General features: G+C 55.2%; 12 protein-coding genes. 8 read left to right on the forward strand and 4 right to left on the reverse strand.

Features of this window, described 5'->3' with window-relative positions; genetic code table 11:
- Window positions 1-84 precede the first annotated feature (84 nt).
- From DOP62_RS00835 to DOP62_RS00845, 3 genes are read left to right on the forward strand one after another with little or no spacing between them, the layout of a single operon-like run.
- On the forward strand, window positions 85-1,554 hold the full coding sequence (locus tag DOP62_RS00835; RefSeq protein ID WP_208673787.1) for a circularly permuted type 2 ATP-grasp protein: 1,470 nt from the start codon (window positions 85-87) through the stop codon (window positions 1,552-1,554).
- A gap of 19 nt (window positions 1,555-1,573) precedes the next feature.
- Window positions 1,574-2,530 (forward strand): alpha-E domain-containing protein, encoded by a 957-nt coding sequence (locus tag DOP62_RS00840; protein WP_208673789.1) that lies wholly within the window; start codon window positions 1,574-1,576, stop codon window positions 2,528-2,530.
- Window positions 2,493-3,398: a transglutaminase family protein gene (locus tag DOP62_RS00845; RefSeq protein WP_261789834.1), complete on the forward strand. Its 906-nt coding sequence runs from the start codon at window positions 2,493-2,495 to the stop codon at window positions 3,396-3,398. The genes DOP62_RS00840 and DOP62_RS00845 overlap by 38 nt, the downstream gene beginning before the upstream one ends.
- On the opposite strand, the gene DOP62_RS00850 is transcribed toward DOP62_RS00845, so the two are convergent.
- Entirely contained in the window at window positions 3,349-4,143 is a 795-nt protein-coding gene (locus tag DOP62_RS00850) for a proteasome-type protease (RefSeq protein WP_208673791.1), read from the reverse strand. The genes DOP62_RS00845 and DOP62_RS00850 overlap by 50 nt on opposite strands.
- Before the next feature lie 194 nt (window positions 4,144-4,337).
- Here DOP62_RS00850 and DOP62_RS00855 point away from each other — a divergent pair, with 194 nt between their 5' ends.
- The 3 genes from DOP62_RS00855 to DOP62_RS00865 all read left to right on the forward strand — a co-directional run bounded on the left by DOP62_RS00855 (window position 4,338) and on the right by DOP62_RS00865 (window position 6,293).
- The gene (locus DOP62_RS00855; RefSeq protein WP_208673793.1) at window positions 4,338-4,841 is read left to right on the forward strand and encodes a hypothetical protein; all 504 of its coding nucleotides are present in this window, start codon (window positions 4,338-4,340) and stop codon (window positions 4,839-4,841) included.
- 140 nt (window positions 4,842-4,981) lie between these two features.
- On the forward strand, window positions 4,982-5,173 hold the full coding sequence (locus DOP62_RS00860; protein WP_208673795.1) for a hypothetical protein: 192 nt from the start codon (window positions 4,982-4,984) through the stop codon (window positions 5,171-5,173).
- A gap of 4 nt (window positions 5,174-5,177) precedes the next feature.
- A complete protein-coding gene (locus DOP62_RS00865) occupies window positions 5,178-6,293 on the forward strand; it encodes a Gfo/Idh/MocA family protein (RefSeq protein ID WP_208673797.1) in 1,116 nt (371 codons plus the stop codon).
- 68 nt (window positions 6,294-6,361) lie between these two features.
- Here the strand turns inward: DOP62_RS00865 and DOP62_RS00870 are convergent, their stop codons facing one another.
- Window positions 6,362-8,164, reverse strand: a complete 1,803-nt coding sequence (locus tag DOP62_RS00870) for a proline--tRNA ligase (RefSeq protein WP_208673799.1) — start codon at window positions 8,162-8,164, stop codon at window positions 6,362-6,364.
- A gap of 206 nt (window positions 8,165-8,370) precedes the next feature.
- Here DOP62_RS00870 and DOP62_RS00875 point away from each other — a divergent pair, with 206 nt between their 5' ends.
- Together DOP62_RS00875 and DOP62_RS00880 are read left to right on the forward strand one after the other, a co-directional pair.
- Window positions 8,371-8,739, forward strand: a complete 369-nt coding sequence (locus tag DOP62_RS00875; RefSeq protein WP_208673801.1) for a helix-turn-helix domain-containing protein — start codon at window positions 8,371-8,373, stop codon at window positions 8,737-8,739.
- Between the two features lie 137 nt (window positions 8,740-8,876).
- Window positions 8,877-9,272 carry a cyclic nucleotide-binding domain-containing protein gene (locus DOP62_RS00880; RefSeq protein WP_208673803.1) on the forward strand — a complete coding sequence of 132 codons (396 nt, stop codon included), beginning with the start codon at window positions 8,877-8,879 and terminating at the stop codon, window positions 9,270-9,272.
- Between the two features lie 374 nt (window positions 9,273-9,646).
- Here the strand turns inward: DOP62_RS00880 and DOP62_RS00885 are convergent, their stop codons facing one another.
- Both DOP62_RS00885 and DOP62_RS00890 read right to left on the reverse strand, forming a co-directional pair.
- Window positions 9,647-11,401 carry an Rqc2 family fibronectin-binding protein gene (locus DOP62_RS00885; RefSeq protein ID WP_208673804.1) on the reverse strand — a complete coding sequence of 585 codons (1,755 nt, stop codon included), beginning with the start codon at window positions 11,399-11,401 and terminating at the stop codon, window positions 9,647-9,649.
- Window positions 11,402-11,632: 231 nt separating this feature from the next.
- Window positions 11,633-14,038, reverse strand: coding sequence for a GH116 family glycosyl hydrolase (locus DOP62_RS00890; protein ID WP_208673805.1), 2,406 nt, complete (start codon window positions 14,036-14,038; stop codon window positions 11,633-11,635).
- Between the last annotated feature and the right edge of the window lie 67 nt (window positions 14,039-14,105).

The raw sequence follows: 14,105 nt of genomic DNA on the forward strand, positions 1-14,105 counted from the left end.
TGATCCTGCCGTATCCCGAACTACAGAAGTCGACTCTAGGCGATTTCTATAGTCCTTTCATGACATTTACGGGGTGAGACGGGCGTGCTCTTTCAAAGCTACGATCCGGGGGACTTCTACGACGAGCTGTTCCTTGCTGCTGGACAACCACGGCCTGAAGCAGAGCTTCTAGTGCGCAAGGTGGATTCTCTACCGGTTGAAGAAATCCAGCGTCGGCAGCAACTTGCCCAAAACTTCCTGATGAAAATGGGTGCCACCTTTAATGTCTATGGTGCAGAAGGCGGCATTGAGCGCATTATTCCCTTTGATATTATTCCGCGCTTAATGAATGCTACTGAATGGTGGCCCTTAGAGCGAGGCTTAAAGCAGCGAATTACAGCGCTTAACTGCTTTCTACAAGATGTATATAACGACCAAAAAATTCTCAAGGATCGGGTGATTCCTGAGGAGTTAATTCTTTCGGCAAATGGTTTTCTTAAACCCTGTATTGGCCTAAAGCCACCCCATGGAATTTGGTGCCATATTGCTGGCATTGATATGGTGCGCGATCGCGATGGTGCTTGGTACGTTCTTGAAGATAATGTCCGCTGTCCCTCTGGTGTTTCCTATTTCTTGGAAAACCGCCAAGTGATGAAGCGAACCTTCCCTGAGGTGTTCAACCGAGGTGGGGTTTTACCGGTTGATGAATATCCGGGACATCTGCTAGATACGCTGCTCCATTTAGCGCCGGATCAAGTTGATAATCCAACGGTTGTTGTCCTCAGTCCTGGCATCTACAATTCAGCCTATTTTGAACATGCCTATCTCGCCCAGAAAATGGGTGCAGAGTTAGTTGAAGGTCGGGATTTAGTCATTGCTGATGGCTATTTACAAATGCGGACAACCCGTGGACTGAAGCGGGTGGATGTCATTTATCGGCGGATTGATGATGACTTTATTGACCCACTTGCATTCCGACCAGATTCGCTCTTGGGTATTCCGGGCTTGCTGGAAGTCTATCGCCAGGGGCGTGTGGCGATCGCCAATGCCTTGGGGACAGGAGTTGCTGACGATAAGGTGATCTACACCTATGTACCGGCGATGATTCGTTATTACCTCGGTGAAGATCCGATTTTGGATAACGTACCGACTTATCTCTGTTGGGAAGAAGACCAGCGGGCTTATGTCCTGGATCACCTCGATGAGCTCGTGGTCAAAGCAGCCGGTGAGTCCGGAGGCTACGGCATGTTAATTGGTTCGCAGGCCAGTGAAGAAGAGCGTCAAAAATTTGCTCGCTTAATTCAGGAAAATCCGCGTAACTACATTGCCCAGAAGACTCTGAGCTTGTCGCGATCGCCCACATTAATTGATGGTGAGCTAGTCGGCTGTCATGTTGATCTACGGCCTTATATTCTCTGTGGCGAAACGATCAATGTAACCCCTGGCGGCTTTACAAGAGTTGCCATGCGGAAAGGGTCATTGGTTGTGAATTCCTCTCAAGGAGGCGGCAGCAAAGATACTTGGGTATTGACTGATGCCGGAGATTTAAATTCTACCCAAGTTCAAGTGCAATAACACCCTAGGAGGCTGTCTGATGCTGAGCCGAGTTGCTGACTCAATCTATTGGCTGAATCGCTATATCGAGAGAGCTGAGAATATTGCTCGTTTTGTAGATGTTAACTTCAGCTTGAATCTGGATATTGGTTCCAATACTTCTCAGCAATGGGAACCTCTGATTATTACAACTGGCGATCATGATCTATTCCGCGATCGCTATGGCGAAGCTACAGAAGAAAATGTACTCAAATTTTTGACCTTCGATCGCAACTATCCCAATTCAATCTTGAGTTGCCTAGCAGCTGCTCGGGAAAATGCACGATCAATCCGCGAGATCATCTCCTCAGAAATGTGGGAGCAGGTTAACTCGTTTTACTGGATGGTTCAGGACACCTCTAAACAGATTGATGAGGTGGATCTCCCGCGCTTTTTCCAAGAGGTTAAGATGGCGAGCCATCTCTTTGCAGGAGTGATGGATGCGACGCTCTCTCACAATGAGGGCTGGCACTTTGGTCATCTCGGACGGATGTTGGAGCGAGCTGATAAAACTGCACGCATCTTGGATGTTAAGTACTTCATCCTGCTCCCTTCACCCCAGGATGTGGGGACACTGCTCGATGAGTTGCAGTGGATTGCCTTATTGCGATCCGCCAGTGCCTATGAAATGTATCGCAAACAGGGAAGACGACGTATTACCCCCTTGGGCGTAGCGGAGTTTTTAATCCTGAATCCGATTTTCCCCCGGTCTATTCGTCATTCCTTAGGTCGCGTCGAGTCTTCACTGCATAAGATTTGTGGCACGCCAGCAGGCACTTGGTCGAACTTGGCACAACGAGCGATCGGACGCCTGAGCGCTGAACTTGGCTATCTAACCATGTCTGAAATTTTTGATATTGGTCTGCACGAATTTCTAGATGATTTGGAACAGAAAATGAACCACGTCGATCAGCAAATTTTTGAAACGTTCTTTACGCTGGACGCGATCGCGGCTTAACCGAATGCCTCACTTTCGCATTCAGCATCAGATTGAGTATCGCTACGATGCTCCGGTGGAGTTGCAGCCCCATTGGATTCGACTCCAGCCTCGAGGCAATCACTTCCAGCAACTCCGCTCCTTCCAATTACAAATTCATCCCCAGCCCAATCGCCTGTTTGAGGTGCAGGAGTTGGATGGTAACCTCTGCCAGCGCGCTTGGTTCGATCGCCCCAGCGATCACTTCAAGCTGCAAGCGATTGCAGAAGTGGTGACCTGTCTCGACAACCCCTTTGAGTTCCTGCTGGAACCTTGGGCCATTCGTTTACCCCTGCGATCTGAAGCCCAGTCCCAGCACGATCGCCTAGCGCCCTACCGCTGCAGCCTCTTGCCCGGTGGCTTTGATCCGGCTTGTGTCCGCCTCGCCCAACAGCTACTCGAACAGGCTAAGAACGACACCCTGTCCTTCCTGCTGCTGCTCAACCAATATTTGTACGAACGGATTCGCTATGTCCAGCGACCCTTTGGAGATCCTCGCTGGCCCGGTCAAACCCTTGCGCTGGGTCAAGGCTCTTGCCGCGATACGACGGTGCTCTTTCTCGAAGTTTGTCGGGTTGTGGGTCTGGCCGGTCGCTTTGTCAGTGGCTACCATTGGGGCGGGCCAGAGGCAGAAACGTTTGATCTGCATGCTTGGGCTGAGGTTTACTTGCCTGGTGCCGGTTGGCGTGGCTTCGATCCCACCATCGGCTTGGCGACGGCAGAAGCCCATATCGCGATCGCTAGTGCGCCACTGCCCAGTCAAGCTGCCCCCACTGAGGGCAGCTACTACGGTCCTGGGATTAGCGCAACTCTGAGCTATCAAGTGGTACTGGTTCGCTTGTCGGACTGAGCGATCGCGGCAGATGTTGGCTCCATTCGATGTCTGGTAGCCGCATGAATGCATCCTTGAGGGAAATTTCCCAGCGGCGACGCATTTCCACGAGGTACTCATGCCCTGCAGGGAATTGCACGAGCATCGGTGCAACGAAGCTGTCGCGCTCGTAGCGGGCGAGGTTGAGGGGCGGTCCCACCGAGAGGTTTGATCGCATGGTGGAATCGAGGGACATCAAGGCACATTTGGCAGCCATGTCCAGCGAGGTCTCGAAACTGATCGTGCGATCGAGAATTGGCTTGCCGTACTTGGTTTCGCCGATCTGGAGATAGGGTGTCTCGGGCGTGGCGTGGATGCAGTTGCCTTGGCCGTAGATCAAGTACAGCTCGATCGGCCCACCCCGAATCTGGCCACCCAGCAAGAAGTTGCAGTAGAAGTCAATGCCATCCTGCTTCAACCAGTTGCGATCGCTCTCTTGCAGCTGCCGCACTTTTTGCCCCAGATAGCGGGCCAAGTCATACATCGTGGGCAGGGTGTGCAGATTGAGGTCGGAATGCCCGGCCAAATCGCGGCGGAGTTGGCTGAGAACTGCTTGGGTAATCGACAAGTTGCCCGAGCAACAGATGACGATGGTGCGATCGCCCGCCAGCGAAAAGTCAAACAGCTTTTGATAGGTCGAGATGTAATCAATCCCCGCATTGGTGCGAGAATCGGCCGCCATGATCAGGCCAGCTTGGGTAACGATGCCGAGGCAATAGGTCATGCAAAGGGGGGGAAGCGGACAGAAACACGCACGGATCCAACTTGCAACAGATTAGGGGAAGTCAGTGCTCACCACAAACTTGAATAAGACTTGCAACAACGTTGAGACTGCGCTTGCAAACAGTATTCGCAGCTACGAATTAAAAGTCAGTCCCGACCTAGCTTTGGATGTTAAGCACTTTGAGGGCTAACGCGATGCCCATACTGACCGCCCCCACCTGCTGGTTGCCCAGCGAGCAGGAATATGAGCGCTTTCGCCAAAGCCTCCCCTATCCCGAATGTGATGAACAGTTTCGGTTCTATCGCCGGGTCTGGAGTGTTGCTAAGGCGAAGTTTTTGATTGCTCAAGGTCAGGTTGCCTGCCTGCGGAATCACATCCATGTGCCCGCCATGGCGCGCTTTGAGGGCATCGACTATCCCCATCCTGAACAACCCAGTCCCTTCCGCGACAAGAACCGGCTGGCGCAGGGACGTTCCATCAATGACCTACGGATCGATCGCGCGCTCAAAGGCCTGGAGCAATTTGACCTCAGTCGGCCTTTGATTGTCGCCCAAGCACGTCAGGAGCATCCGGAAACCGTGTTACCGGTTTTGATCGACGGGGGACATCGTTTGCGCTACGCCTTTCTGTCTCGCATTTCGCATTTGTCGGCTTATCTCTTGACGCCAGAACAAACCCAGTGGATTGAGCTGCCCTAGCCCTTGGGACCGAGACCTGCGCGTCCTTCAATGAACTGTCGTGGCAGCGAGAGGTCTGCGATCTTAGGCCGGCCAAGCTTCAGAACGGGCGGAGGGCGATCGCGGTACCATACGCCATGAATGCAGCTAGATGGTGAGCGATGGCTTTGGATGAGTTGACACCACTGTGGGAACGGATTCAGAAAGATCCGATCGCTTTTGGGGCAGGACTCCTCAGTGCAGTGCTTCAGCAATCGCCGCAACAAGAGCCGTGGCGATCGTGGCTAGCCAGTCGTGGCGCATCGACGACGACTGCTTCATCGACCCGACCCACTCCCATCCCTTTTGATTAGCCCCATGCGCCCATTTGATGCCCGTCAGCCACTGCGTGTGGCGGTGCTTGGAACGGGGTTTGGAGCGAAGGTTCATATTCCAGCTCTGCAGCACCATTCTGAAACAACGGTGCAGGCGGTTTACCATCGCCGGCCGGAGCAAGCTGCTGCGATCGCCCAACAATTTGGCATCCCCTCGGCCTACAGCGATCTCGAAGCGTTACTGGCCGATCCCGCGATCGAAGCCGTCACGATCGCCAGCCCGCCGTTTTTGCACTACTCCATGGCTTGGGCGGCGCTCTCGGCGGGGAAGTCAGTCCTGCTCGAAAAGCCGACCACCCTCAATGTCGAAGAAGCCCGCGCTCTCTGGAAACTGGCGAGTAGTCAAAGCTTGACGGTCACGCTCGACTTTGAATATCGCTTTGTGCCGGCCTGGCAGTATGTGGCTGAACTACTAGCAGAAGGCGCGATCGGGCAGCCCTGGCTGGTTAAACTCGATTGGCTCATGTCTAGCCGAGCTGATGCCAGTCGCCCTTGGAATTGGTACGCTCAGCGATCGCAGGGGGGCGGAGCTCTTGGGGCTTTAGGCAGCCACAGCTTTGACTACCTGGCGTGGTTATTGGGTCCAGCTCGGCGGTTGCAAGCTCGGTTGTTTACTGCGATTCAAGAACGACCTGATCCCAGTGATGGCCAGTTAAAGCCTGTCGATTCCGACGACACGGATCTGATTCAGTTGGAATTAGCCAACGGCGTTCCGTGCCAAATCAGCCTGAGTTCTGTCTGCCGTCAGGGTCGTGGTCACTGGCTGGAAGTCTATGGCGATCGCGGCACCCTCATTCTGGGCAGCAGCAATCAAAAGGACTACGTCCACGGCTTTCAGGTTTGGTTTGCTGCGGCTGGGCAGGAGCTGCAAGCGTTGAGCATCCCAAGCCGACTAGCATTCCCGCAGGAATTTGCCGATGGCCGCCTAGCGCCGGTGCTCCGAGTGGTCGATCACTGGCTGGCGGATATTCGCTGTGGTGAGATGACAGCGCCCAGCCTCAGGGAAGGGCTGTACTCGCAGTTGTTGATTGATCTCTGCTGGCAGTCGCAGCGGAGTGGCGAGTGGCAAACCATCCCTGAGTTGAGTCGTCTGCTGTAGTAAGCGTTCTGCTAGCGATGAGATCGCCTTACCAAACTAATTTTGGCTGGAGGCGATCTTATCTGCCTTTAGGCGATCGCTTCTGCAATCCAACCCTGCAAGGTTTCGACCACCGCTTCCACTGCGATCGCACTCGATTCCTTGCTAGCCCGCTGCACCACCTCGACCTTGCCTTCCTTGAGCGATCGCCCTGTGACGATTCGATAGGGAATACCAATTAAGTCCGCATCTTTGAATTTGACGCCCGCCCGTTCATCGCGATCGTCGAGCAGCGTTTCGATGCCCGCAGCCGTCAGCTCCGCATAGATTTTCTCAGCCGCTGCGACTTGCTCCGCATCGGTGATGTTGGGAATTACCACCACCGCTTGATAGGGCGCGATCGCCACCGGCCAAATGATGCCGTCCTTGTCGTAGGACTGCTCCACTGCGGCTTGAGCCACCCGCGACACCCCAATGCCATAGCAACCCATCCAGAGTGGTTGTTCGGCACCACTTTCCGTCGTAAAGGTCGCCCCCATCGCTTGGGAGTATTTCAGCCCCAACTGGAAGATATGACCGGCCTCAATTCCGCGAGCAGATTCCAAAACTTGGCTGGGGTCATGTTGAGCGCGATCGCCGACTAGGGCTGTCCGTAGATCTACGACCGCTGGTTTCGGGAAATTCGTTTCCCAATTGGCGCCAACCACATGGAAGTTGATCTCGTTGGCACCCGTCACAAAGTTCTGGAGATCGGCAGCTGTCGCATCCACCAAGCGCAGGAACTTGGGAATGACGCCCTCGTTTATTGCGATCGCCGCATCCGCCAGATTCGGGCCGAGATAACCGAGGGGCAACGGAGCCGCTGTCCATTTTTTCAGGGCTTCCGCATCTGGCACTGTCAGGGCAATCACGGTTTTAGCACCGTAGTCCGCCGCGCGACGGGTCAGCTCATTGGTCAGCTTGACCTCGTTGACGCTTTGGTCGCCACGAATGCTGATCAGAATGGGCAGCAGTTTGCCGTTATCGAAGACTGCTTGATAGAGAACTTGCTTCACTACCTGCGTTGGATCGGCTTGCAAGAACTCACAGAGAGTAGCGATCGTGTCAGTACCGACGGTTTCTCGCTTTTCAAAGGTCGTGAAGGGAGAGGCGATCGCTTCTGCAGGTAATGAGACAGCTTTCTCGACGTTGGCAGCGTAGCGCCCATCTTCCGTGTAGAGAATTTCGTCTTCGCCCGCATCTGCCAGAATCATAAATTCCTGTGAGGCGGAACCGCCAATCGCCCCCGAATCCGCTTCAACCGCACGGAATTGCAGACCACAGCGCCGGAAAATATTGCGATAAGCCTGATCCATCGTCGCGTAGGTTTGGCGCAGGCTCTCCTCATCGGCATGGAAGGAATAGGCGTCCTTCATGATGAATTCGCGACCCCGCATCAGACCGAAGCGCGGCCGAATTTCATCCCGGAATTTCGTCTGAATTTGATAGAGGTTCTGGGGTAGCTGGCGATAGGAACGAATTAGATCCCGCGCCACCGCCGTGATCACTTCCTCATGGGTCGGCCCCAAGCCCAACTGCCGTTGCTGGCGATCGTCCAAGGAGAACATGATCCCCTCAGCTTTGGTGTAGGTTTCCCAACGGCCTGACTCTTGCCAGAGTTCCGCTGGCTGGAGTTGCGGCAACAAAGTTTCCTGTGCGCCGGTGGCGTCCATTTCTTCGCGCACAATCTGCGACACCTTGTGCAGCACCCGCCACATCAGCGGTAGGTAGGCATAGATACCGCTGGCAATCCGGCGGATGTAGCCCGCCCGCAAGAGCAATTTGTGACTGGGAATTTCCGCTTCGGCTGGATCCTCGCGGAGGGTCACAAACAGCATCTGAGAAAGGCGCATGGTGGCAATCTTGAGCAAAGAAGCACCCTTCAGCCTACCGTGCCCTTGGGTCGCTCCGTGCTGAAAAACCGATGTCACTCACGGTTGTTGAGTCGGTAATTCGGGGCTATTGAAGACTCCAGTGTGCGGAAAAATCCTGACATTTCAGGTCGATTCAGATTTTGCGTGGCACCCTGAAAGGCGGACTGCCAAGAAGAGGACCTACCATGGCCATTCTCTGGAATCTCCCTCGGCTAGCACGCGATCGCAGCTTCAATGCAGCGTCTCTGGCTGAGGTGACGGGGCTGCCGCTAACCTTGGTCGAAGGCTGGCTCCAACAGCGGTTGATGCCGCCGCTAACGGCTCACGAACTCGATCGCCTTTGCCAGGCGCTGAACTGTCAACCGGGCGATTTGCTGGTGGCGGATGCATCTGACCCAGCTGCGGACTGCGGTGGAGAGCAGTCCTGTCTGGACTCGCTCCTGGATGCCAAGCTGCACATTTTCCATGAAGAGATGAACGAGCATCTCACACGCTTACAGATCCTCGGCAATGAGGGAACTGCTGAGATCGATCCTGTTGGTTCCAGCGCCTAGTCAGTCATCGCCAGCTCTGCGATCGCAGTTAAATCCCATCGTCTTAACCCCTTCTGAATCTAAGCCTGCTATAGGTCGAAAAGGGTGTGATGCTCAGCGAGTACCACGCCTAGCTGTTGCTGATTGGAGATGCTGTCATGCCTCGTATTCGCCCTGCCGAAATTGTGGAAGCTTGGCAGAAGCATGGGGAACCCCTGTTGGTGCCTGCAGGGTCCGTCATCTTCAGCGCAGAGGAAGAAGGCAATACGATGTATGGGCTGTTAGAAGGAGAAGTCGTTCTTAAACGAGGCGATCAAGAGCTTGAGCGGATTTCGGCTGGGGATGTCTTTGGTGAAGGCGCGATCGCACAAGATCAGCACCAACGGTTTTCCACCGCGATTGCTGCAACGGATTGCAAACTGGCGACCCTTGATCGTGAGCGCTTCCTCTTTCTGATCCACAATTCGCCTGTCTTTGCCCTCGATGTGATCGCCAGCCTTAGTACACGGCTGCGGGCGATCAAAGGAAACTTTGACACGAACTCAGGGCAGTAGCGCCAGCCTGAATCAAGCCTTAGTTGCGACTTGATCGAGCATCTATCAGTCCAACCCAGACAATGCTTTCCTCCTCTCAACTCCTCTCCCGATACAAAACGGAGAGCGGGAGTTGGGGGATCAGGAAGGTCGCAGCGATCGCTGACAATTTTGTTCTGTCTCGATTGCTGCTCGCATTTCAGCAATTCAGGTCAAACAAAAAGGCCAGCCTGTGCTGACCTTAGCTGATTGAATGAAGTTGATACAGGCTAGTAGCTGTTCTGCAGTCCCAATCCGCAGACAACCCCTGTAAAGCTTGGGAGTACCCTTATGGTTCAAGTGTAACAAAAATGTAATCGTGGCTACGTTTTCAGCCCATAGAGATTTAGGAATAATTACTTAGCGGTTGATAACGCTAGGTTATCGGTGAGTTGCGATCGCCGCTGTTGGGGTTGTGCCCAAACTACCCGCTCTTGTCGGTAGAGCACCATGCCCGGATGGGCTCCCTTGGGCTTCCAGACATTACGCGGTTCAGTCCAAACGACGGGGACTTGATCCGCTTGAGCTGCTCGGCTGTGGAGCGCTGCGAGATCGGCGCTGAACTGGAGGTCAGCCGGATCTGGGCGATCGCCTGCGGGTAAGCGCAGCAGGACATGACTGCCGGGAATTTCTTGGGCGTGAAACCAGAGGTCGTAATCTGTGGCGCTTTGGAAGGTGAGAATTTCGTTCTGGCGATTGTTGCGCCCGACCCAAACCTCATAGCCGCTGGGGCTTTGGTAACGCAGAAAATCAGGCTGCGATCGTGTCGGTCGAGGGCGATCAGTTTTGTAGGGCCAGTAGCCCTGTTGCGCCAGCTCCTCACGAATCTCCTGCAAGGCGAGCCAGTCAGCGCGGGTTTGAGCTGTTTGCAGGGGAGCTAAGGCCGCCGCAATGCTGTCGAGGTAGCGGAGTTCGGCCTCTACTTCCGCCAGCAGGGGTAAAACCGCCTGGCGCGATCGCTTGGCTTTTTGGTGGCGACGATAGAAACGCTGAGCATTTTGCACAGCATTCAAAGCCGGATCGAGCTGGAGCTGCTGGGGTTCACCCGTCTCAAAGTCCGGCAAACTCAGGGACTCTAGTCCGGGCTGCCACTGGTCTAAAGAAGCCATCAAGAGATCGCCCTGCTGTCGCCAGCGATCGGCATCTTCAGCGGCATCTAGGCGGCCCTGAAAGTCCTGTTGTTTTTGCTGTAGCTTCTGCTGTTGTTGTTGCAATCGTTGCGAGAGTTGCTGGCGCAGTTGCTGAAACTGTTGCGAAAGCAGTTGGCGATCGTAGTAAGTAGCAATCACCGCGTTGACGCTATCGGCAGAGTCTGGCCCTGTGGGCAACAGGCGATAGCCCGACTCCTGCAACTGCGGCTGAAATGCTGTTGTGCCCTGCAAGCCTCGCAGCCAGTCTTGCCAAGCGCTATGCAACTGCTGCCATCCTGTCGGGGCGATCGCGGCTGTATTCTGCTGTGGATCCAAGTCTGCCTGTCGGCAGAGCTGCTGCACTAGGCGACTACTGAGACCGCGATAGCACTGGATTAACTGGCGATCGAGGCGTCCCGGGACCAACTGCAGGCGATCGCGCCAGCGTTCAAAAGGTTCATCCAGATTGGGAATCTGTGTCGTTAGCGCCGGCGGCCATTCGTAGGGTTCGCCCGTCCGTACGGTTCGTAACCGCGATTGGCGATCGCTAACTTGATGTGCCACCGTCACAATTTCGCCATCGGCATTGAGCAGGACGAGGTTGCTGTATTTGCCCATCACTTCCAGCAGCAGTTGAAAGCGCGGCGGATCGCCAGGGCGATCGCCAAAAGAGAGGGCAACAATTCGCTCCCAAGGCTGCGGTAGTTGCAAGTCAATCAGGGCAAACCCCTTCAACACTGCTTGGAGCTGCTGGCTGAGGGTAAAGGTATCGGGATCGCGAGGCGGCGGCGTATCTAAATGAAGTCGTGCGGCTTCAGGGTGCCACGACAGCAACAGCCAAGGGCGATCACTGAAGGTGCGTAAACCCAAGGAAAGGCTATGGCGATCGCGTTGATAGACCTGTTCTAGCCGAGCCGGCACAACGGCTGTTTGGAGTTCCCGGCAGACCGCGACCAACGTGGTGTAATCGACAGGTTGCATGGGACTTCGGCAGGCAGACTGTTGCCAGCCTATCAGGCCAGTGAGAAGCTCCGCTTCAGTTGTGTCTAGCTGATTGTCGGCTGCTCCCCAGCGCTGTGCCTGTTGTGAGAATGTTGTGAATCCAGTCATGCTGACTCCAGCACAAGCCCAAGTGCATGACCGGAACGCCAGTTAAAGTGCGATCGCGTTGGAATCAGGACTTGTTGCCCAACAAACTGGTATTAGGCGTGGCTAAGCCGACTTGTTGCTGTTTAATCCCACTGGTGCAAAGTCGGTCAAGACGCCATATATAGCCCAGATCGCCATGGGCCGAAGGTAGTGACTCGCGCGGAAAGTATCGTTGGCAGTAATGGCTTCCGGTGTGCGGAATTGCAAACCGTTGTCGTAGACCTGGCGCACGACTGTTTCCGCTACTTCAAAGCAGCGATCGCGGTAACCAAGCAGCAACCAGTAAGCTGCGATGCCGAAGTTAATCCCTGTCCAGACTTCCAGTGGGTGTGTGCCTTTTGGATCTACTGGTGAGCCATCCGGTAGCAAACCATTGGCGAGGCCGAATTTCCCTTGATGAAACTTCTGGAAGCAAGCTTCGTAGACAATATCAGCGGTTGATTGCGCAGCTTCGATTGGAGTAACCGGCGGTAGTTTCAGCAAACGACTGTAGAAGTCACCGCAGAGTTGATCGGCCATCACAACTTCACTACCACTGCCACTGTCGAGTCGGTAGTAGCGACCATTCCAGAGGGTGTCGTGGTAGAGCGATCGCGCCTGAGTCAGCCAGGTTTGGAAGTCTTGGCGATCGCGATCATCTTTGGGCAGTGCCAAAACATCAGCGATCGCGATCGCTGATTCCAGCGCTGCAATCCATAGCCCACCGCAGTAGGCACTGATGCCCTGCAAACGCCAGTCATCAAAAGTCTGATCCGGCGCACCGCTATTCTCGGGAATGCCGTCGCCATCGAGGTCAAAGTCCTTGAGGTAGCGCAGGGCTGCCACAGCTGCCGGCCAGCAGTCCAATAGGAATTGGCGATCGCTTGCTCCCGTCAGTTGGTAATCGCGCCAAACCTGCAGGACAAAATCGCAGCCCAAATCCTTCCAGAGATTGCAGTCCTGATAGCCGGTGTAGTTGGTCTGCAACCACGGTGACTCGTTCGGTGCGCCGAGGTCGTGGGGCGTGGCATTGGCCAGCTTGCGTTTGGCGAGCGGACTCTCTTGCCCGATCGTGAACCAGTAGCCAATCACTCGCGTGCGATCGTCGGCTTGGGGAATCGCCCGCGCAAAAGCTCGCATCACGGCTTTTTCAAGCTCTGGCCAGAGCATTAACAGCCCAAAAGCGCCGTAGAGCCGTACATCCAGACTCTCGTACCAGGCGTAGTCGAGGCATTCCAGCACGGCGAATTGGCCAACTGGATCCGCTTCACTCGCCGCTGTCCACAAACTGCCGCCGCTGCAGAGGTCGTAGAGTTCGTTGAACAGCCCCAGCTTGAAGGTGTCAGATAGATCCGCGCGATCGAGAATCGGTTGTTGCCAAGCTTCAATCGCCGTTTCCCACTCGGCGTAGTGCTGTAGTCCCGTGGCCGCGATCGCGGCAGCATTGCGACCCTCGCGACCAAAGAAATCCGTGTAGCGCCGGAAGGACTTCACGCCCGCCGCGAATTCTGTGACTGGTAAATCCCAAGCAATACTGAAGGGAATTTCGCGACTTTCTCCCGGTTGCAACGTCAGCCGAACTGCGATCGCCCCAGCCAGTCGTTCCCCTGCCACCGCCGCTGAAGAATCTTGGCGATCGGGAATCGATCCGTCAGCTGCAAAGGTTTGCCACAGTTCTGATCCATCACCAGTTGGATTCCAGCGATCGCAGCGAAAAATCTCTAGTCCTTCGGCTTCAGCAACGGCGATCGCCCATTGGCCATCCCCTTCTTCGGGTGCCTGCGATCGCGTTTGATCGAGCAGCAGCCCCTGCCAGCCTTCACCCTCAATTCGCTGGTTGAGATTACCTTCGCTCTGTTCCCAAGCCGGAACGTAGTCATAGACGGGGCTGCCATCATCGCGATAGACCACCTCTGGCGCTTTGTTGGTGTTGGTGAACCAGCCGCAGAGGTTTTCCCAGCTCAGCAAAAGGCTGATCGTCAGCGGGCGATCGCTGGGATTATGGAGCTGCCAGCGAAAAATCGCGAGAGGATAGCTGGTCGCTTGATAGTCATGGGGCAGGATGGGCGAGAACTGACGGCAGTGAATCTCCGCCTGAAAGACCTGTTGATAGCTGAACTGACTGCGCGGATAGAGAGCACTGTATTCTCCGGTCGATTGCTCGGGAGTGCTAGCCGGATACCAGTTCCAACGGCTGAGGCTGCCATCCGTCGGCGCTTCAGTACTGAGTGCGTAGGCACCCGTGCCACTTTCATAGACCGCGAACTGGCAGGCGGGGATGCTGCCATACCAATGCTCGCCGCCATCCAAGTGCCAGAGCGTCACATCACCGCGCGGCGATCGCCCCCAACATCCAGCACCAAACCCACCCAGTGGCGCACCATGCCAAGGCCCATCATCTAGATTGCTGGCGTAGCGAACGGTGTACGGTTTATCCCAGCCCAGACCAAGGGGTCGGCGCCAAGCAGCAGTGGGCAGTTCATAGGTCATGGCCGCTATTGTGGCAGGGCGATCGCGATCGCCTCAAGCCGTACGCGCACCAAATTCCTGCAGGCGA

This window comes from Synechococcus elongatus PCC 11801 (genome assembly GCF_003846445.2).
In the GTDB taxonomy this organism is placed as follows: domain Bacteria; phylum Cyanobacteriota; class Cyanobacteriia; order Synechococcales; family Synechococcaceae; genus Synechococcus; species Synechococcus elongatus_A.

Coding starts and splice junctions, on each gene's coding strand:
- DOP62_RS00840 (WP_208673789.1), top strand. CDS start 1,574: ATGCTGAGCCGAGTTGCTGACTCAATCTATTGGCTGAATCGCTATATC.
- DOP62_RS00850 (WP_208673791.1), bottom strand. CDS start 4,143: ATGACCTATTGCCTCGGCATCGTTACCCAAGCTGGCCTGATCATGGCG.
- DOP62_RS00855 (WP_208673793.1), top strand. CDS start 4,338: ATGCCCATACTGACCGCCCCCACCTGCTGGTTGCCCAGCGAGCAGGAA.
- DOP62_RS00860 (WP_208673795.1), top strand. CDS start 4,982: ATGGCTTTGGATGAGTTGACACCACTGTGGGAACGGATTCAGAAAGAT.
- DOP62_RS00865 (WP_208673797.1), top strand. CDS start 5,178: ATGCGCCCATTTGATGCCCGTCAGCCACTGCGTGTGGCGGTGCTTGGA.
- DOP62_RS00870 (WP_208673799.1), bottom strand. CDS start 8,164: ATGCGCCTTTCTCAGATGCTGTTTGTGACCCTCCGCGAGGATCCAGCC.
- DOP62_RS00875 (WP_208673801.1), top strand. CDS start 8,371: ATGGCCATTCTCTGGAATCTCCCTCGGCTAGCACGCGATCGCAGCTTC.
- DOP62_RS00880 (WP_208673803.1), top strand. CDS start 8,877: ATGCCTCGTATTCGCCCTGCCGAAATTGTGGAAGCTTGGCAGAAGCAT.
- DOP62_RS00885 (WP_208673804.1), bottom strand. CDS start 11,401: ATGCAACCTGTCGATTACACCACGTTGGTCGCGGTCTGCCGGGAACTC.
- DOP62_RS00890 (WP_208673805.1), bottom strand. CDS start 14,038: ATGACCTATGAACTGCCCACTGCTGCTTGGCGCCGACCCCTTGGTCTG.